Source organism: Kocuria sp. p3-SID1428, from assembly GCF_025149945.1.
Lineage (GTDB): Bacteria > Actinomycetota > Actinomycetes > Actinomycetales > Micrococcaceae > Kocuria.
Map to the genome: position 1 here is coordinate 17,549 of NZ_JALXVH010000009.1, position 18,315 is coordinate 35,863.

Sequence of the window (18,315 nt, forward strand, 5' to 3'; positions counted from 1 at the left end):
CGTCTTCACCGCGCCAACCGCCGGTTGAAGCGCCCCCCCGCACCTTTGCGGCTCTCACCTGATGCACAAGATGAGGTCTCTGCCATGCCTGACGTCAAGTCCGCACCCATGCTCGTCTCGGAGTTCACCGGCCTGGAGGCCCGACGCTGCGGTCAGCCTCTTGAGCTCAGCGCTCAGCAGCGTGAGCGGGTCCGTCGCGGCTTCGAGGTCCTGGTGCGCGAGGGGCTGGCCTTCGACGGCGTGGCCGTCGAAGGCGTCGAGCCCGTGCGCGTGCGCCTGACGGTCAGCGGACCCGGCGACTGCGCCTTGGTGGCCTCCCTGCATGACGCCAGGCCGCTGCATCGTCGGCTGCTCTCGCCGCGCAGCTTCGAGGAGATCTCCGAGCTGGCGCAGAAGCTGCACGAGGCCGTGGCGACCGTGCTCTCCGGCGTGCAGATGCTGCCGATCATCCTCGCCGCCCGGTCCGTGGTGCTGGGAGCCGTGGCCGATGAGCTGGATCTGGTCCCCATGGTCACGGACGGGCGCTACGTGATGCGAGTACCGCACAACATCTTCGTCATCCTGCGCTCCTCGCCCCAGGCTCAGGCCGCGGCCGAGGATCTCAAGCACCTCTTCGAGCAGGACGACTCCACGATCACCTTCGTGCGCGGCAAGGGCACCACCCAGGGCGAGGGCGCCACGGTCATGGAGCTGCCCGCACACCTGTGGGAGCGCCTCGCTGAGGCGCAGCCGGCCTCGATCTTCGAGTCCGTCCAGCAGGTCGAGGATCCGCTGGAGTCACTGGTCACGCGCATTCCGCGCGAGGACCTGTCGCGGACGGCCCCCAGCGACGTGGGACCTCAGGAGCGCGGCCGGCGCACCGATGAGCGGATACCGCCGCCGGGCCACCTGCTCTGAGCACGCAGCCGCCTCAGGCCGCGCCCGGCTCGGCTTCGCTCGCGCCACCGGGCTCGGGGTCCGGATCCGTGCCGATCCTGTCGAGCGGTCGCTGCGGCTGCGCTCCGTGCACGAACTCCAGGACGCGATCGGTGGCGATCACCATGTGATGGATCTGGCTGCGCAGATCCTCCGCGCCGCGGGACAGGCTGACGCCCCCTACGCCCTCGCGGGTCAGGACAGCGAGGAACTCGCGCATCTGCGCATCGAAGCAGCCGTGCTGCAGCGCGTAGTCGACCTCCGGCAAGACGCGCAGACGCCGACCGTCCTGGTCGTCGGTGAGGTCCACGTGATCGCAGCGCACCTCCCGCAGCGTCTGCGGCGCGGCCAGTACGAACCCGTAGGCGCGCACGAACTCCACGAGCCCGTGGACGCTCAGGCGCAGCGCGTGCTCCGCGCTGCGGGCCGGCTCCGCGATGTCCGGACCCAGCAGCACCGGCTGGTCCCTGGCGCGCAGATGGCCGTCGGCGACCACCTCGGCCTCGAAGACGACAGCACCCGGGCTCGGCTCGTGGAAGCTCAGGCTCAGCGCCTCCTCCGGGAAGCGCTCCGGCGGCCGATGGCGGGCGTAGAAGGCCCGGCCCATGGCCAGCAGCGCCATGTAGGCGCGGCGCAGCACGTCCCGGTCGATCTCGATCGGTCGCCCGGTCGAGTCCTCGACCCTCATCACCATGTCGATCGATGCCCTGTTCAGCGGCGTCATCTCCCCGGCCTCTCATCGATGGTCCTCGCGGGCACCTGCTGCGCTCTCCCGAAGGAGAGCCCTTCAGCGGTGCTGCCACGTGGACTGCGTGGATGCAGACTGTCATCCAGGTCACGGTTCCGCGCGAAAGTCGCAGTCATGTGCAGCTGAACTCTGGCCCCGCTGTCTGCGGCGCCGCGCTGCTGTCGCAGGGGAAGCGGTGTCGCCTCAGGCACGATGATCGGCATCCTGCAGCGGGATGCGGGCCACCAGCTCCCAGGTGTCGAGCTGGCGCCCGAAGCTCAGCTCGCCGCCGAAGATGTCCACGCGCTCGCTCAGGCCCACCAGGCCGAGACCGCCCTCCAGGAAGATCTCCTGGGGCAGGCGCACGCTGCGGCTGCGGGCATCGCGGACCAGATTGCGCACCCGGACCACGGCGATCGAACGCCCCTGCGGGGTGGTCTCCAGGCGGGCGCTGAGGCTCACGGGGGCACTCGGGACGCCATGGCGCACGACGTTGGCGGTGCCCTCGCGCAGCACGCGCTGGCACAGCGAGCGCACGCTCGTGGCGATCTCCTCCCAGCCCTCGCCGTGCTCGAGCTCCACCCGCTCGAACCCGGCGTCCTCGAGCAGCTGCCGACATCTGGCCAGGGCGGTGTCCATGGTGTCGGTCGGCGCGGAGGGACGCTGGGCTCCGTCGGGATCCGTGCGCAGCGCCTGGTGCTGAGGGGCGATGCCGTCCTCGAGGGCGGTGGTCTCCCCCGCCTCCTCCTGCAGGGCCGAGACCATGCGGCGCAGATCCTCGATCGTGCCGGAGGCGCCGTCGGCGATGTCCTGCAGAGCCCTGCGCTGGACCTGCTGGTCGCCGGAGAGCAGCCCGGCGTTGGCCCGCAGGGCCGTGGCCGTGACGTCGTGGGCCACGAGGTCGTGCAGCTCGCGGGCCAGGTCGCGTCGCTCTGCCGAGCGCACCCCGACCATCTCGGTCTCCAGCTGCGCGACTCGCAGCTGGGTCAGCCGTGCCCGGCAGCGGAAGAAGCGGATGCTCCAGCCCAGGGCGGAGGCGGCGAAGATCATGAAGGCCAGCAGGAAGGCCTCCATGCGCACCGGCGCGCTGTCGCCCAGGCCCACGAGGGACAGGGCCGCCATGAGCTGGGCGAGCATCAGCAGCATGCCCACGCCCCAGCGGTTCCACATGCACAGGGTGACGCAGCAGATGATCGCGGTGGGCACCAGCGCGAACGGGTCCTGGCTGAGCAGCACCACGGCATAGGCCACGGTCAGCGCCACGACGCACAGCCCGCGGCTGATCCAGATGCACAGCAGCGGCAGGAAGGTGACGACCAGGGAGAAGGACAGCGGCTGCCCGCTGATCCAGGCCTGCCCCATGAAGCTGCTGAGAACCTGAAAGGCCAGGAAGACCAGGACGATCAGCAGCATGGCCGCACGGAAGAGCACCGGCGGGGCCAGCACCTCCGAGACCGCCAGCTCGGGCCAGCGCCCGTCCACCGCGGCCGTGAAGCGCCGCCAGAAGCGCGGTGGCCCGAGCAGGTCCGATCTCATGGTCCGGGCACCGCCGTCACCAGGATCACTGCCGCAGACCTCCCCAAGAGCCCATGACCAGGCCCGACGCTTCCGATGCTGCCGAGAGGATATTATCCGGCGGTCAGCAGGTGGCCCTAGAGCGCATGGACTTGTCAACATTTGTGCCTGTTCGGCCCCCGCCAGTCACAGCATCCGCGTCGCTACGATGATCGGCGACCTTCGGCCGGCTGATGTCCTGGATCCAGGGCATCCGCCGCTGAGCAGACAGGGAGGGCAGCGATGACCACGGAGCAGTCGCCGGAGCAGGCCTCCGTCGAGCCGCTGAGCGTTCTGATCGCCGATGACGAGGCGGTCGTGCGCGAGACCATCTCCATCTACGTCGACAGCGCCCCGGACATGAAGGTCGTGGGCACCGCCGCCGACGGCCGCGCCGCCGTGCAGATGGCCGAGACCCTGCGCCCGGACATCATCCTGATGGACATCCAGATGCCGCGCGTGGACGGCGTGGAGGCCCTGGCCGAGGTGCTGCGCCTGCTGCCGCGCACCCACGTGGTCATGATCACCACCTTCACCTCCCGGGAGGCCGTCGTGCCCGCCCTGCGCGCCGGTGCCCTGGGCTACGTCCTGAAGTCCGATCCGCCCGAGCGGCTGCTCTCCGCCGTGCGCGAGGCCGTGGCCGGGCGCCCCCAGCTCTCCCCTGAGGCCCTCGATGCCGTCGTGGGACACCTGCGCGAGTCGGACAACCGGGCCAGCCTGCCCGCCTCCGTCACCCTGACCGCCCGCGAGTCCGAGGTTCTCCACCACCTGGCACAGGGACACAGCAACCGGGAGATCGCCGAGCTGATGAGCGTGTCCGAGAAGTCCGTGAAGCTGCACGTGACGAACATGGTCTCCAAATTCCAGGTCCGCGACCGCCTGCAGCTCGTGATCACCGCCCACAAAGCCGGGCTCATCCAGCTGTGATCCGCACGCATCCGGGCACGACGCGCCCCACCGACGCCCGCCGCCACCCCGGAACGGGGGCAGCCCTATGAGACCCTGGTGACGAACCCCATTCGCTGTTGAGTGAAAGAGTCGCCGATGCCGCTGACCGTCATGCCGATCTACGGAACCCGCCCGGAGGCCATCAAGATGGCCCCGATCGTGAAGGCCCTGCAGGACTCCGACGAGTTCGAATGCGTGGTCACCGTGACCGGCCAGCACCGCGAGATGCTCGACCAGGTCAATGAGATCTTCGACATCACCCCGGACCACGACCTCAACATCATCCGCCCCCGCCAGACCCTCAACGGCGTGCTCACCCGCACCGTCGAAGGCCTCGACGCCATCTTCGAGAACAACGCCCCCGACGCCGTCGTCGTCCAGGGCGACACCACCACCTCCACCGCCGGTGCGATCGCCGCGTTCTACCGCGGCATCCCCGTGATCCACGCCGAGGCCGGTCTGCGCTCCTTCGACCTGTTCTCCCCCTTCCCGGAGGAGGCCAACCGCAAGATGACCTCCCAGATCACCTCCCTGCACCTGGCACCCACCGACATCTCCCGCAGGAACCTGATGGCCGAGTCCATCAACGGCGAGGACATCGTCGTCACCGGCAACACCGTGATCGACGCCCTGCACCACACCGTGGCCCGCCAGCTGCCCTTCACCGACCCGGCCCTGGAGGACCTGGCCGCCTCCGGACGCCGCGTCCTGCTGGTCACCACCCACCGCCGCGAGAACCAGGGCGATGCCATGCGCGGTGTGGGCCGCGCCCTGGCCCGCATCGCCGCCGACGAGCCCGAGCTGACCATCGTGCTGCCGGCCCACCGCAACCCCGTGGTGCGCGAGGCCGTGCTTCCGGCCCTGGAGGGCCTGGACAACGTCCTGGTCACCGAGCCGCTGGCCTACGGCGAGTTCACCCGCATGCTCGCCGTAGCCGACGTGGTCCTCACCGACTCCGGCGGAGTCCAGGAGGAGGCCCCCTCCCTCGGCAAGCCCGTGCTCGTGATGCGCGAGAACACCGAACGCCCCGAAGCCGTCACCGCCGGCACCGTCAAGCTCATCGGCACCGACGAGGAGCGCATCGTCGAAGAAGTCACCACCCTGCTGCACAACGAGGCGATCTACACCTCCATGGCCAACGCCGTGAACCCCTACGGCGACGGCCGCGCCGCCGAACGCACCGTAGCCGCCATCGCCCACATGTTCGGCCTAGGCCAGCGCCTCCCCGACTTCAACCCGGAGACGCAGGCCTGAGTTCCGAGAACTGCCGCATGGAACACGACCCGGAGGCGGTCGCACGGGAGTATCCGAGCCTCGAGCACTTCGCCGCCGCGCTGGACTCGGAAGTCTTCCCTGTCGACACGCAGGTGAGACTCACCATCCGGCGCGGTGAACGTGCCGCGCTGCCGCTGCTGGTGGTGCGCCGCCCGGAGGCCGAGCGCGTCACCATCCTGTTCAACGGGGCGGTCGATCTCGAGCGCACCGGCGGCGAGCCGGTCTTCCAGCGCTCCAGCTGGTGGCGCTCGATCCCGTCGCATCAGATCTATGTCTGCGATCCCGGGACCGCGGGCGAGGATGCGCTGTCGCTGAACTGGGGGCAGGAGTCGCTGGCCCACGACGCCCTGCCGGACATCGGCTCCGCCGTCCGGGCTCTGTGCAGCGCCCTGGGAGTGCACGACTCCCGCCGACGGACCTACTTCGGCTCGTCGGCGGGAGGGTTCCTGGCCCTCATGGCAGCAGCCCAGGACGAGGATCCGCACGTAGTCGTCAACAACGCCCAGTTCGACTGGACGCGATGGATGGTGGGCGGGGTGAAGGCCATCTGCGCCCGACGGTTCCCAGGCAGTTCACCAGCCTCCCTTCGCCGCGCCATCCCGTGGCGGACGAGTGCGCTGCGACGGCTGTCGCGGCGCGGCCAGCCTCTGAACGTCGACTACTGGGTGAACACCGCTTCCCCTCATGACCTCAAGGTCGACCTGCCCCAGGCCATGAGCTTCCTGCGCAGCGAACGGGCACTCGCCGAGCGGTTCAGAATCCACCGCTACAGCGACCCCGTGGCCCTGCACAATCCGCTGGGACGCGAGGAGACCCTGTCCTTGCTCTCCGGGCAGCCCGAGCTGCCGCCGCAGGACGCACACACCGAGACGGCCGGGCTCCATCCGGCACCTGGAGATCCTCGGATCAGATACGCGCCGGCCGCCTCCGAGGCCGCCTATGCATACCCGCTGACCGGCGGGAGCCCCTGCCAACCTTCCGTGCGCCTTCGGCCGGACCTCGGGCCGCGTGGAGCCCTCCTGCTCGCCGAACTGATCAGCGAGACCGGCGAACGACGCCCCGTGCCCGGCTGGTCCTGGTCGAAGGGGAAGCGTCGCAGCTTCCAGTACCTATCCGGTGAGCATCCGGTGCGCGATGGCTGGGTGGAGCTGCCCGAGGTGAGCACCGAAGCCACCGATATCGGCATCGTGCTGAGCCTGTGCCCCTGGACCACTCAGGAGAAGGACCCTCGCCGACTGGTCGAGGCTCTGGGCCTGAGGTCGCAGGACCAACTCCGGAGCGATGTGGTGACCGAGACGAGCTTCCGCGAGCTGCAGTGACCGGGGCCGTCAGCGCCGACACCCGACGTCGCACCATCGATATGGGGACATCTGTGTGAGAATCTCCTGAAAGTTTCCACATTTCGGCGAGGGGAACCAGGAGCGATGCCGCTGTCTGCCAAGTCGGCCTTGGGCACCTGCCCGGAGGGCGAACCGCCGGTATAAGTCGAACGCAGCGCAGTGGTGTTTCCTCCGTCGCCCCGGACCCCAAGGACGCCCCTTGAGCTATCTCGTCACAGAGGAACACGCGCCTCGGCTGAGGCTCGACGAGCTGTCGACACTGCCACCCACCACAATCCCCTCCGACGAGCCGTATCGGTTAGATGTGCACCTGGGAGACGTGGATCTCCCCCTCCTCGTGGTGCGGCGCGAGGGAGCAGAACGGCTCGTGGTGCTCAGCAATGGCTCCGTGAACCTGCAGCGCTCGGCACACGTCGACCCGTCAACGGCTGTACTACGGCTCATCCGCCGGCGGCTTCGCTGCACTGCTGGAACTGGCCTACGACAGACAGGCCCGCGCCGTGGTGAACAACCCGCAGCTCGACTGGACCCGCTGGCACCCGCATCAGGTGAAGCCCGTTCTGGAATCTCGATTCCCAGGAAAATCCGCCAAGCAGGTGCGGGAGCGCATGCCGAAGCGGGCGATCTGCCTGCAGAATCTCGCCGACAGGGGCACGCGAGCCCGAGTTGACTACTGGGTCAACATGGCTTCAGCGCACGATCGAGACATCCAGCTTCCCGTGACACAGAAATTCCTTCGCGAGAATCCCGAGATCGGCGCACATTTCGCCTCGCATATGTATTGCGACGAAGAGCAAGGGCACAACCCAATGTCAAAGGCGAACACCCTATCCTTAGTGAATGGAGATTGACATGCCAGCGCATTCTCCATACAGAGGTCGACCAGAATCCGCACTCTGGAAGACGGCAGTCTCAGGGCGACACCCAGAGCACCTGAAGGAGGTCGTCGAGACTGCGCCTCAGATCACGACCAGCACCAAAATCATGACTGCCGGGAGCTGCTTCGCACAGCACATTGCGACAAGACTTAAAAGCTCGGGATTCACCGTGCTGGATCACGAGCCAGCACCAGCAGGAACCAGCAGAGAGTGGCAGCTACAGCACGGCTTTGGCACATATTCCGCTCGATATGGGAATATCTATTTCGTGCGCCAGTTGCTACAGCTCCTGCAGGAGGCAGAAGGTGTCTTTACGCCCCAGGATTGGATCTGGAAGAGCGGTAGTAGATACTACGATGCTCTGCGACCATCCGTTGAAACCGCCGGACACCCCACTGCAGATAGCGTGCGGCAGCACCGTGCAGAGCATCTTTCCGCTGTACGCAGATTGGTACGCGATGCCGATCTGTTCGTGTTCACGCTTGGGACTGCCGCACGGAGAGGTGACATCTGATCTGGCTTGCCCGTTGGGCGGCCTGGAAGGATGTGCATCATGTCCGCTACCTACCCCCAGGAGTTCCGTGAAGACGTCGTGCGAGTGGCCCGGCCCCGTGAGGACGGCATCACGATCGCGCAGATCGCGAAGGACTTCGGAGTCCACGAGATGACGCTGCACAAAGGGATCCGCCAAGCCGACATCGACGACGGCAACCGCCCCGGCAGGACCCGGGAGGAATCGACCGATCTGCGCGAGGCCCGCAAGCAGATCCGGCTGCTCCAGCAGGAGAACGAGGTCCTCGGCCGTGCCGCGGCCTACCTGTCCTAGGCGAACCTGCCGGGAAAAGGTTCTACCCGCTCGTGAGTGAGTTCGCCGCTGACGGCATCCCCGTCGCGGTGTCCCTGCGGGTCCTGAAGCTCTCCCGCCAGCCCTACTACCGCTGGCGCCACCAGCAGGTCACCCAGGCTGAGCTGACTGAGGCCTACCGCGCCAATGCGTTACTGGACGCCCACGTCGACGACCCCGAGTATGGCTACCGGTTCCTGGCCGGCGAAGTGATGTGCGAGCGGACGGCATGGAGCATCTGCCGGGACAACCAGTGGTGGTCCGTGTTCGGGAAGAATCGCGGCAAGAACGGAAAGCGTCCCGGGCCGCCGCTTCCCTCCGCGGTGACGTCGCTGGCTGCATCGTGCATTCGGACCGAGGATCCCAGTTCCGGTCACGCAAATTCGTGCAGACGTTGAACCGTCATCACCTCATCGGGTCGATGGGGAAAGTCGGTGCCGCTGGGGACAACGCCGCGATAAAGTCCTTCTTCGCCCTGCTGCAGAAGAACGTCCTGGACCGGAAGCGGTGGCGGACCCGCGACGATCTCCGGATCGCGATCGTTACCTGGATCGAACGCAAGTATCACCGCCGCCGTCGACAGGCCCGCCTGGGTCGATTGACCCCCATCGAATACGAGACCATCATGAACCCCGCCGTGAGCCTCGCGGCCTGACACCCCAACTGTCACCTATTCGTGCGGCAGTCCCGCGGGCCTGGATCGCGCCGTGGATTGGGCCTCTCGTCTCATGGGCGGAGACCTGGCCGCTCTCTGGGTGATCGAAGGCGTCGCTACATATGGCACGCGGCTCTCACGAATCGTGACAGATGCAGGCTACGAGGTGGCAGAAGCGCCTCGTGTGGGTGCCAGGGGGCATCGCCGCGTAGGCAAGTCAGACTTCCTCGATGCACACCGCATCGGCGCTGCAGTCCTGCCGCTCGAGAACGACCGACTGCACCGCCCCCGTTCCGATGACGAGGTGCGTCCTGCCTTGCGCGTACTGACGACCGCGAGGGAGCAGATGAGTACTGAGCACACTGCAAACATCAACGCTCTCACGGCCCTGCTGCGCACCGCAGAGCTCGGGCTCGACGCCCGAAAGCCTCTGACCAGTGCTCAGAACAACGAAGTTCTCGCGCTATCGACTGCACGAGCCGAGGCGCGCCGGCTAGCCAAGCGCGTTCGTGCGCTCGATGCCGAGCTCGCAGAGAACCGCTCCCACCTTGAAGAAGCCCTGCGCCAGAGCAAAGCAAGTTCGCTACTGGAGTTGGCCGGCGTCGGGCCAGTGACCGCTGCAGTCGCCTAGTCAGCGTGGTCACACCGCGGGCGCTTGCGCGACGAAGCCGCCTTCGCAGCAATAGCGGGAGTCAGCCCGATCCCCGCATCATCGGGCAACACGACTCGTCACCGGCTCAATCGCGGTGGAGACCGACGGCTCAATCGCGCGCTCCACATCGCCACCGTCACCCGAATGGTTCACGATCCTGAGACACGCGCCTACGTCGACAGGAGGCGGGCTGAGGGGCGCACGACAAAAGAGATCCGACATTGCCTGAAGCGCTACCTCGCCCGCCGGATCTACCGCACCCTCGAAGCCCTCCAGCGGCCGACCGCGCTGGCTTGACAGACATAGAAGAGTCCATCGCCCGCATACCGCCTGTGGTGATCAGCCCCCGGCCTCACGCACGCCGAAGCGCGTCAACAACATCATGCCCTCCTACACCTAATTCCAGTTAATGTCATTTCAAACGTATCAAAATGCTTCCTCGAAGGCCTCCAAGGCCCTTCTTGTATCGTCGATCTGAGCATTGAGGTCGTCAACGTACTCTTCAAACGTCAATTCCCATAGAACCCGATGCATAAGCACCTCTTCGCGCTTTCCTGCAAGGCCATCAGATACCCTGCTCAATGCGTCGGATATTGCACATGAGTCAAATGAACTAATTTCGCCCGCTTGCGCTCGGATCAGGCCCTGGATAGCGTGCCAGTTCTCAAGCTCCCATATGAACGGAACTTTCCGGGATGTGCGCCCACCCTTGTAGAAGGGGATGTCCAGCCACTGCGGCATGCTCGCAGCAATCAATTCCTTCTGACTTGTCCCATCGGGCACGGGGGAGCCAATCCTCTGCACACCCAGAGCGATAAGGGCCGCACTATAGTAGGGGGTCAATGTGTGAGGGGTGGCGTATGGAGTCGACCAGTTCGGCATTCGGTCCCAGGCATAGATCAGGTCCAGGACCTGATGCGCTGTGGACAGGCCCAGGTCTCTGGCCGCTTCTCCCCACTCAGCAAGAAGTTGCTGTACGTGCTCTCTCGCCAACCTCGATGTGCCACCAGAGCTACGCCCTATTGAATTCATACGATCCAGACCTGCGTCGATCTCCTGGCCTGTCAAACGCCTTGCCCAGCTGTCCAGGAGATTCCCGCCATTACTGACTTCTCCCCCGAGGCCATTGAATCGCGCTGCCTTCGCAAGCCTGAAGCCATTGAACCCACCTGCATTGAAACCAGTAGGTGCAAGATAACGCCCCTCCCACGCGCAGTGCTGCGAGACCAGATTGGAGCTCATCACCTCCACTGGTCGCGGTCCCGGCTGTTTTCCCTCAACCTGATGTTCCAAAGGACCGTGCACCCGCGATATAAGCTCGCGGGCAACTCTAGCTTCCTCTGGATCCGTATCGATCGTCCTCAACCGTGAAATGGAACCGCTCGCGATCCCGACAGCCGCGATAGCACGCGAGTCCTTTCCACCCGACAGATCTGCCGTCGCCCGCAGGGGCCAACGTCTAGCGACATCTATGTAGCGACCCATTTCCGCTGCCATCGTATGGGGACCCGGCAGTTCTCGAGAGCGAGCATTATAGAACCATTCACGGAAATCGTTCAGATCCTTGCTCTCCACCCGGCCTTCGGCTGCGTGCCAGGCTCTAAGTCGGGTGCCTGGCGGCACCTGACGTCCACTTCCCAATTGCGTCTCACCGCGCAAGGCCCACCCCAAAGCCGCCATGCTCGACCAGGCAACTTCATTCTTACGAGCCGTCTCGGTCATGAATATGTGAGCCATGCCTGCGCGGGTCGTCCAAACTTCTCCGCCCGCTAGACTGAACCGAAAAATTCGCGCCAGTCCGTATACGTCATTGGCAATGCTCAAGCTTCCCTCTCGCCAACTTAGAACGGCAAATGGGCAACCTAGATCCTCTGCTGCAAGCTCCCCGGCAAGCACTTGTCGGCCCAGTTTGAAAGCATCCACCTCATTATCTGGTCCACCAGCGACCCCGGGGACGCCGATCCACATCACAGCTTCGTCACCGCGACGGGCGAAGAACTCCCAATGAATGTCCCTCTCAGTCGTGCTCCAATAGACTATGCCGCTGCGCTCGTCACCGATCCAGTGACGATCGACCGGACATCTGTAGATGCTGGACAAATGGCGTTCAACTGCATCGAGACGTATGCGAAGCTCTTCGACCGACTGAGGGCTCTTCAGCACGTAGCCCATCGCAGCCATCGATGACGACATTTCATGTCTCCTGTCTTCCGGTGCCCTGAAACAGATTCATCTGAATTCGTTTAGAGAAGTTGATAGCCGAGCTCTGCCCAGCGAGGACTACTCCAATCCTCCTGCACTGAGACATTGAGGACGGCAGTGATCACGTCAGCGGGCGGGGGCTTGTGCCCCTCCCCCCCCAATCATCTAGCAGACAGCGCATATGACCAGTACTTTCGAGCGCCTGTTTCAGCGGACGAAAGTGCGCATCAATATGATCCGCGTCACCAATGTTCTGCAGGATGACGACCCGGTTGGACACCCCGATACCACGCTTCTTTACATAGGCAGAGGCGACGTCCGTCACAGCGGGGATGCAGACAAGAGCTTCGTCTAATACCGGAGCGGCATTGGGCCAGCGTGCACGCTGCCGCTGCTGGACGAGCGGCCTGTTGTAGTAGCGCAAGTCGGTCTGCGGATTGGCCGCGATCGAAACCACATCATCCATCTCAAGCCCCACCACGAGTGACGCGCATCCGCCGGCCGATCCACCGTAGAGCAGCGTCGGTGTTCGATGCCCCAGCCACTCGCGATACTTCTGAATAACCTTGCGGATCACCGAATCGAGCCTCTGCGTTTCCCAGCCCGTGTACCACGCAAGAAATATCTCTGGGGTGAGAGTTACCGCAGGGCCTGCGAAATTAATCGTATTCATGCTCACATTGCGGCTCACGGCGAATCCGGTGAAGCGCGGCGCGAGCGAATCATTCGGAACTGCTGCCGTGAAGAACACGCCTAGCGCGGATTCCCCCTTATCAAGATACCGGAAGTCCAGCGGTGGTCGGTTCAGCGCGATCCGCACGTAGCCAGTCGGCGGCGCGGGCGCAACAAGAAACTCTTCCACATCCGAGAACTCGTGATCTGGTGCGAACTCCTGGTCGATTTGAACCATCAGGCGTCCCATTCTGCGAGGGCGGCTTCGAATTCGAATACCGTCACATTTTCAACTGAGCCCCGGAATGGCATCCCATACTCCAAGGACCAGGCGGCTTCGAGTTCACGATCCCGCCGCGACCGTACTCCCCGGATCGTGCCCTCACGCTGGTCGCGCCTGATCAGGAGGTCCTCTTCGCCACCGCCTGCCGTCTCACGGTTCAGACGCAGTGCTGCCTCCCATTGGGGGCTCCCGAGCACCAGTCCGCCCTCCGCCTCATGCAGTGAGAGGCCGCCATCCAGAAGGAACCAGGTGTGGAGCTTATGCTCATCTTCGTCAGCCATGATTACCGTGTCTCGGACCTCGAGCCGGCGACCGGGCGTGTAGTTCACCTCGCGACGGGCCGTCCATCCGTTCTGCGGCACTTCGGTTTGGATGGTGAAAGAACCGTCCTCGTGAGCGATCATATCCTGCAGGCCGCTCCCGTAAGGCGTTCTGCGCCTGTCCTGCATGTCGCCATCGACGCTCAGCGTGGAGTGAGCCGCGCAGGATTCCATATACTGGCGTATCGGGTCCGCGTAATAGAATCCCTTCCGACGCAGCTCGGAGTCCTGCGGGAGCAGTTCGCCATATCGGTAGCGCCCACCATCGACAAGGATCTCCTGCCCGTTCTCCATCCAGACCAGAGACTGATCATCACATTGCTTATGTGTCCGGGAATGAAAACCAGCAGTCATCGCCAGATACGAGGCCTTGGACAGAGCGTCGGCATCGCCGCCCTTCAACGGCCGGACGAACGCGTAGCCGCTATCAGGGAGCATCAGTGCATCGTGTGCGGGAGCAGTCCCCTGCCGGCCCCTGGTGAGAACCCAGTTCGTATTGGGCGAGATCGCGCTGCGACCACCCCGCATATCTCGTTCAGGAGAGTCGCCCATCTGCAGGATCTTGCCGCTGGGCAGCACCATCCAGCCCAGGACGTCGGCAGCCCTGCGAACCCGGGCCAGCACCTCGGGGTCGTCGATCGCATGGACAGCGATTGCACCTTCGAATGAGCTGAGGAGCATTCGATGGTAGTCGGGAGAATGCTCGACGTGACCGCCATCCGTGTTGAACTGGGTTTCTGCCATCAGCCGCAGACGGCCAGTCCCCTGGTGGCGAAGTGCTTCCATGCCCTCCAGGCCCGGAAGTCCTCGAGCCAGCACTACCTGACTGACTGCGCTGTAGTAGCCGTGGTTGTTCCGAGGATTGAACGACCAGCCCTCCCAGTGAGCATCCCTCTGCTTCAGAGCAAGTCGGATGAGCGAGGTGAAAGCCTCATCGCTCACGGCGGAAGACTGCGCAGCGCCGCGAATCAGACCCTGAAGGGTGGTGGACCGATAGGCCAGGGCCATGTCATACCAGGCCATCGATTCTGAATCGATGTGGTTGAATGCGTCACCCCAGCGCAGCGCCCTGTGGACGGCCCACTCCATATAGTGATCAGAACCGGTCAGATTCCAGGCGCCGAGGACCGGGACCATGAACTCCCAGCTATGCATATGCATCTGCCATGTCCTGTCCTGGTCGGCGATGGCCGACCAGTCGTAGTCGGCATCGATGACCTCGCGATCGAATCCGTGACCGCCCCACCCCTCAGACATCACGGCCTCGGCCGACTTCACCTGGTCATTCTGGCCTGCCTGCCCATGAACATACAGAAAGTGCAGCGCCTCGTCCCGCGAGAGCTTCTTCAGCTCGGCGCGCAGCTGCGCGCACTCAATGAAATGGACCGTGCCGACGGGGTCGAAGAAGCGCACTCCAAGGCTTCGATAGGGCGCGTCGTAGCGATCGGCGATGGAGCGCCAGGACCGCTCCGCACGGACCCAGGCAGCGCCCTTCTCCGACATCTCCGCTCGTGCCTGCGGATCCTCGAGCAGACGGCTCAGCAGCTGTGCCAGATCATTGGGATCCTCTGCTCGGAAGGTCGCGGCCGCGCCGGACTGCCCGGCGATCTCCCGCAGGGCGTCGACGTCCGAGACCACCACGGCTCGCCCGGTGGAGAACGCCTCGAACGGCTTGAGCGGCGTCACCAGGCGGCAGACCGCCCGGTTCTTCCGCGGCACCACGAAGAGGTCGATGATGCTGTAGTAGTCGAGAACCTCCTCGTGGGGGATGCGACCGGTGAAGCAGCACTTCGCGGCGATGCCCAGGTTCTTGGCCTGCTCCTGCAGCGCCTTGCGGACGGGTCCGTCTCCGACGAGCAGAAGGCGTGCGTCCACGCCCTGGTGCATCATCTGGGCGAAGGCCTCGACGAGCGTGTCGATGCCCTCGTACTCCACCACGGAGGTGATGTAGCCGATGACAGGGACCTCCCTCGGGATGTCCAGTCTGTCCTTCAGCTCCAGGTCCGGCTCCACGACGGGGAAATCGGAGGGCAGCACGCCGTTGGGCGTCACGGAGATGCGCTCCGGGTCCTCACCGCGGTCGATGATGTGCTCGCGCATGACCTCGGCCAGCGTCGTCACGTGGTCGCTGCTGGCTCGGGCCTGGTTCTCGCGCTCATGCCGCAGCGTGTAGGCATCGGGGTATCCGTAGCGCTGGTAGTCGGCCTCCAGGGGACGGCCGACGGAGGTCTCGACGCGGGAGAGCCAGGACTCCTCCCAGAAGCCGCGGCTCTCGTAGATCAGAGGCAGCCCATACGCGTCGGCCACGGGCCTGGCGATCAGCTGGTTGATGTAGTCCGAGTGGCAGTGCAGCAGCGACGGCCGCACCTCCTCCACCACAGCGCGCAGGGCATCGGTGTTCGCCTGCAGCCACGTGGCCCAGGTCTCGGTGCCTCTGGCCGGCCCCTCCGGCAGGTGATAGGTCACCCCGTCCTGGACGACGGGCGATTCGCCGAGGGCATCGACGGAGGCGCCGGCCTGACGCATCACATGGACGTCATAGCCCTTCTCGGACTGCGCCTGAGCCAGGTAATGGGTCCGCAGCGTGTAGCCCGTCTGCGTCTCGGGAAGGGCCTTCCCCACGACGTGAAGGATGCGACCGGTCTCCGCGACGAAGGAGCCCTCCGCGGGGGCCGCGCACTCCGTGACGAGCTCGCCGCTGAGCATGGCCAGCTCCGAGGCTCGGACCTCCACGGCCCGCCGGTCGCTGTCCTTGCCCGAGGCGACGGCGATGCCTCGCAGCATCTCCAGGCTGTGCGCGTAGTAGCCGCGCTGGTAGAGGGCCCGCGACAGCTTGCGCCGCTGGCCGAGGTTCATGACCAGCCCCGGGTCCCCCGACGTCCACAGCTCGTAGAGGAACATCGGATCGTCGATGTACGCGACCACATCCTTGAGCGTCAGGCTTCCGAGAACCGTCTCGCGAGGCATCCCCTGGGGAAGATGCGGGAGGACCTTGCCGATGCGCTGCCTCTGCTCGGTCACAGCCGTGTCCAGGGCCTTGGACGTCGTGGACAGTTGCTTCTCCAGTGCCTCCACACGCTTGGCCAGACCAGCGGCGGGCTCCGTCGACACGTCGGCCGCCGGCGGCTGCTGGGCTCGCGCGGATGCGCGCGCCACCCGATCCTCGAGATCCGCGAAGCGCTGACGGATCCACCGGTCGTTCCGACCGGAGACCACAGCGGGGCTGACGGCTCCCTGGCCGAGCAGTGCGGTCCGCTGCTCGTCCTCCGAGATCACGACCTGGTCCTCGGAGATCGTGATGCTCCAGACCCGTCCGAATCGAAGGATCCTCATCCAGGCGGACTTGGGGGTGGCTCGGCTGGACACCACGCTCCAGGTGTCCTTGGTCGACTCCCCGAACACCGCCGTGAAGACACCGGAGCGCGCCGACTTGGCGACCTCCGCGACGCCGCCGGGCTCCTTCTTGCCCCACGCGCGGGAGACCCAGCCGCGCGGAGAGCTGTCGTCGGCGTACCTGACCACCGGACGCTCTCCGTTGCCGAGCCAGGCGAGGCTCAGGCTGCTGTCGCCGTCCTGCAGCTCGACGGCGCTGTCGCGCAGGCGGGCGCGCACACCCGGGTTGAGCTGCCACAGCTGCCTGGCCGTGACCTGCTTGTCGGCGTCGAAGTGATCGATGACGATTCCGAGGTCCAGGCCCGGCAGGTAGACCAGGCGCCGACGCAGAGCCACGCCCTCGTAGTTCCGATCGACGACGGCATAGTCGTGGGCGTGGTCGGAGACCTCGGCGCGCTCCAGACGAACATGTCCGGCAGGGGCGTACTCGCGATCGTTGACGACCACCAGGTTGTGCGCCTGCCGGGAACGGAGATGCCTCCGGAACGGGTCCTTCGGCTCGTAGTTGTACGACCCCGGGTCCGTGATCCAGTCGCGTCCGCCCGAGAAGAACGTGATGCCGCCCCGGTCCTCGTGCTGGTGCGACCTGATCTGCGGGCCGTAGCGGAGGCTGTAGGAGGTCTCCTCCGCGTAGCTGCGCCCCTCGCCGCCCCAGCCGGATCGGCCCAGGATGAAGCCGTTGGGCGCGACGACGGTCGTCGACGAAGGCGGCTCGCCCTCGTCGCCGAGAGTGGCGACGTAGTCGATCTCCGGTCGGCCTGAGGCCTCGACCCTCTTCAGATGCGTGTCGCCGATCGTCATCATGAAGCCGTCGGGCCTGGTCGCGTGCGCCAGGAAGTCAGCCGCACGGGTCAGCGTCTGGTGCACTTGCCGCGGCACTTTGACGCCTTCCATCGCCACCCGGTCCCACGCTGAGGTCCACCACGCGAGATTGAGCCGGTGATACTCCACGGCGCCTTCGTCATTCGCCCCGTTCTCGTCGAAGGAGCCGTCGAACAGCTCCGCCAGACGCCGTACAGCAAGGTCCTGCCACTGCCCCCGACGAAGGAAGCTGGCCAGCACGAAGAGGCCCAGATCCTGGTGCAGAGCGTGGTTCCCCTCGGAGAGGTGCTCCGGATCGGCCAACCAGGTGCCATGCGTCTCGAGAGCGGCCAGCAGCGCCCTCTGCTCGTCCGGGGTCTCGGCGAGAGGCCATCCGAAGACCATCTCCTGGGCGCGCAGACCATCCGCCATGTCAACCCACGAGAACTTGGACGCCGGGGCCTCCGGCGGATTCTGCTCGATCCATGACATGACCGTGGCCATCCAGAAGTCACGGGCCTGCCTGTCGCCATCCATAGCCAGATGACGTGCTGGCGAGATCCATCGCAGAGCATGGTGCTGGAACTGCCAGTTGCGGGAGGAGAACGGATCGGCTGTCCAGTCGGTCAGGTCGTGGGCGACCCATTCAGGGTGCGGGGAGACGCGCATTCGTCCATCGATGAGCTTCCGTCCACGCTCCCCGTAGTCGTCCTGCCGGATGAATCCGACTCCGAGGCACTGTCTGCTGCTGACTCCGCTATCGATGCCAAGTTCGTCGTCCGACATCGCCGAAATTCCGTCGCGGTCCTGGGTGGAGCCGTCTGAGGTGGACATAGGTTGGCCTTTCGCGGACAGG

General features: G+C 65.4%; 16 protein-coding genes. 11 read left to right on the plus strand and 5 right to left on the minus strand.

Going from position 1 to position 18,315, the window contains the following annotated elements:
• Nucleotides 1-84: 84 nt before the first annotated feature.
• A complete protein-coding gene (locus tag M3E84_RS03480; protein WP_259894602.1) occupies nt 85-897 on the plus strand; it encodes a hypothetical protein in 813 nt (270 codons plus the stop codon).
• 13 nt (nt 898-910) lie between these two features.
• On the opposite strand, the gene M3E84_RS03485 is transcribed toward M3E84_RS03480, so the two are convergent.
• Together M3E84_RS03485 and M3E84_RS03490 are read right to left on the minus strand one after the other, a co-directional pair.
• Nucleotides 911-1,639, minus strand: a complete 729-nt coding sequence (locus M3E84_RS03485) for a hypothetical protein (protein WP_259894603.1) — start codon at nt 1,637-1,639, stop codon at nt 911-913.
• A gap of 207 nt (nt 1,640-1,846) precedes the next feature.
• Nucleotides 1,847-3,178 (minus strand): sensor histidine kinase, encoded by a 1,332-nt coding sequence (locus tag M3E84_RS03490; RefSeq protein WP_259894604.1) that lies wholly within the window; start codon nt 3,176-3,178, stop codon nt 1,847-1,849.
• A gap of 261 nt (nt 3,179-3,439) precedes the next feature.
• On the opposite strand from M3E84_RS03490, the gene M3E84_RS03495 reads away from it, so the two are divergent.
• From M3E84_RS03495 to M3E84_RS03530, 10 genes are all read left to right on the plus strand, one after another.
• Nucleotides 3,440-4,123 carry a response regulator transcription factor gene (locus M3E84_RS03495; RefSeq protein WP_259894605.1) on the plus strand — a complete coding sequence of 228 codons (684 nt, stop codon included), beginning with the start codon at nt 3,440-3,442 and terminating at the stop codon, nt 4,121-4,123.
• A gap of 117 nt (nt 4,124-4,240) precedes the next feature.
• On the plus strand, nt 4,241-5,398 hold the full coding sequence (gene wecB / locus M3E84_RS03500) for a non-hydrolyzing UDP-N-acetylglucosamine 2-epimerase (RefSeq protein WP_259894606.1): 1,158 nt from the start codon (nt 4,241-4,243) through the stop codon (nt 5,396-5,398).
• Nucleotides 5,399-5,415: 17 nt separating this feature from the next.
• Nucleotides 5,416-6,738, plus strand: a complete 1,323-nt coding sequence (locus M3E84_RS03505) for a S9 family peptidase (RefSeq protein ID WP_259894607.1) — start codon at nt 5,416-5,418, stop codon at nt 6,736-6,738.
• Nucleotides 6,739-7,259: 521 nt separating this feature from the next.
• Nucleotides 7,260-7,610: a hypothetical protein gene (locus M3E84_RS03510; protein ID WP_259894608.1), complete on the plus strand. Its 351-nt coding sequence runs from the start codon at nt 7,260-7,262 to the stop codon at nt 7,608-7,610.
• Nucleotides 7,600-8,151 carry a GSCFA domain-containing protein gene (locus M3E84_RS03515; protein ID WP_259894609.1) on the plus strand — a complete coding sequence of 184 codons (552 nt, stop codon included), beginning with the start codon at nt 7,600-7,602 and terminating at the stop codon, nt 8,149-8,151. Before M3E84_RS03510 ends, M3E84_RS03515 begins: the two co-directional genes overlap by 11 nt.
• Before the next feature lie 39 nt (nt 8,152-8,190).
• Nucleotides 8,191-8,463, plus strand: coding sequence for a transposase (locus tag M3E84_RS12450; protein WP_259907233.1), 273 nt, complete (start codon nt 8,191-8,193; stop codon nt 8,461-8,463).
• A gap of 32 nt (nt 8,464-8,495) precedes the next feature.
• Nucleotides 8,496-8,879 carry a hypothetical protein gene (locus M3E84_RS12455; protein ID WP_396415552.1) on the plus strand — a complete coding sequence of 128 codons (384 nt, stop codon included), beginning with the start codon at nt 8,496-8,498 and terminating at the stop codon, nt 8,877-8,879.
• A gap of 23 nt (nt 8,880-8,902) precedes the next feature.
• Nucleotides 8,903-9,136, plus strand: coding sequence for an IS3 family transposase (locus M3E84_RS12460; protein WP_396415553.1), 234 nt, complete (start codon nt 8,903-8,905; stop codon nt 9,134-9,136).
• A 52-nt stretch (nt 9,137-9,188) separates the two neighbouring features.
• Nucleotides 9,189-9,767, plus strand: coding sequence for a transposase (locus tag M3E84_RS03525; protein WP_259894610.1), 579 nt, complete (start codon nt 9,189-9,191; stop codon nt 9,765-9,767).
• 24 nt (nt 9,768-9,791) lie between these two features.
• Entirely contained in the window at nt 9,792-10,085 is a 294-nt protein-coding gene (locus M3E84_RS03530; protein ID WP_259894611.1) for a transposase, read from the plus strand.
• Between the two features lie 129 nt (nt 10,086-10,214).
• On the opposite strand, the gene M3E84_RS03535 is transcribed toward M3E84_RS03530, so the two are convergent.
• The 3 genes from M3E84_RS03535 to M3E84_RS03545 form a co-directional block, all read right to left on the minus strand.
• Nucleotides 10,215-11,981, minus strand: a complete 1,767-nt coding sequence (locus M3E84_RS03535; RefSeq protein WP_259894612.1) for a hypothetical protein — start codon at nt 11,979-11,981, stop codon at nt 10,215-10,217.
• Nucleotides 11,982-12,111: 130 nt separating this feature from the next.
• Complete coding sequence (locus tag M3E84_RS03540) at nt 12,112-12,900, minus strand: hypothetical protein (RefSeq protein ID WP_259894613.1); 789 nt, start codon at nt 12,898-12,900, stop codon at nt 12,112-12,114.
• On the minus strand, nt 12,900-18,128 hold the full coding sequence (locus M3E84_RS03545) for a heparinase II/III family protein (protein WP_259894614.1): 5,229 nt from the start codon (nt 18,126-18,128) through the stop codon (nt 12,900-12,902). The genes M3E84_RS03540 and M3E84_RS03545 overlap by 1 nt, the downstream gene beginning before the upstream one ends.
• Nucleotides 18,129-18,315: the final 187 nt, after the last annotated feature.

What these genes read in the sequence shown, in the direction of transcription:
- M3E84_RS03515 (WP_259894609.1), top strand. Translation starts at nt 7,600, where the DNA reads ATGGAGATTGACATGCCAGCGCATTCTCCATACAGAGGTCGACCAGAA.
- wecB (WP_259894606.1), top strand. Translation starts at nt 4,241, where the DNA reads ATGCCGCTGACCGTCATGCCGATCTACGGAACCCGCCCGGAGGCCATC.
- M3E84_RS03545 (WP_259894614.1), bottom strand. Translation starts at nt 18,128, where the DNA reads ATGCGCGTCTCCCCGCACCCTGAATGGGTCGCCCACGACCTGACCGAC.
- M3E84_RS03505 (WP_259894607.1), top strand. Translation starts at nt 5,416, where the DNA reads ATGGAACACGACCCGGAGGCGGTCGCACGGGAGTATCCGAGCCTCGAG.
- M3E84_RS03485 (WP_259894603.1), bottom strand. Translation starts at nt 1,639, where the DNA reads ATGACGCCGCTGAACAGGGCATCGATCGACATGGTGATGAGGGTCGAG.
- M3E84_RS03490 (WP_259894604.1), bottom strand. Translation starts at nt 3,178, where the DNA reads ATGAGATCGGACCTGCTCGGGCCACCGCGCTTCTGGCGGCGCTTCACG.
- M3E84_RS03495 (WP_259894605.1), top strand. Translation starts at nt 3,440, where the DNA reads ATGACCACGGAGCAGTCGCCGGAGCAGGCCTCCGTCGAGCCGCTGAGC.
- M3E84_RS12450 (WP_259907233.1), top strand. Translation starts at nt 8,191, where the DNA reads ATGTCCGCTACCTACCCCCAGGAGTTCCGTGAAGACGTCGTGCGAGTG.
- M3E84_RS03535 (WP_259894612.1), bottom strand. Translation starts at nt 11,981, where the DNA reads ATGTCGTCATCGATGGCTGCGATGGGCTACGTGCTGAAGAGCCCTCAG.
- M3E84_RS03540 (WP_259894613.1), bottom strand. Translation starts at nt 12,900, where the DNA reads ATGGTTCAAATCGACCAGGAGTTCGCACCAGATCACGAGTTCTCGGAT.
- M3E84_RS03480 (WP_259894602.1), top strand. Translation starts at nt 85, where the DNA reads ATGCCTGACGTCAAGTCCGCACCCATGCTCGTCTCGGAGTTCACCGGC.
- M3E84_RS12460 (WP_396415553.1), top strand. Translation starts at nt 8,903, where the DNA reads ATGGGGAAAGTCGGTGCCGCTGGGGACAACGCCGCGATAAAGTCCTTC.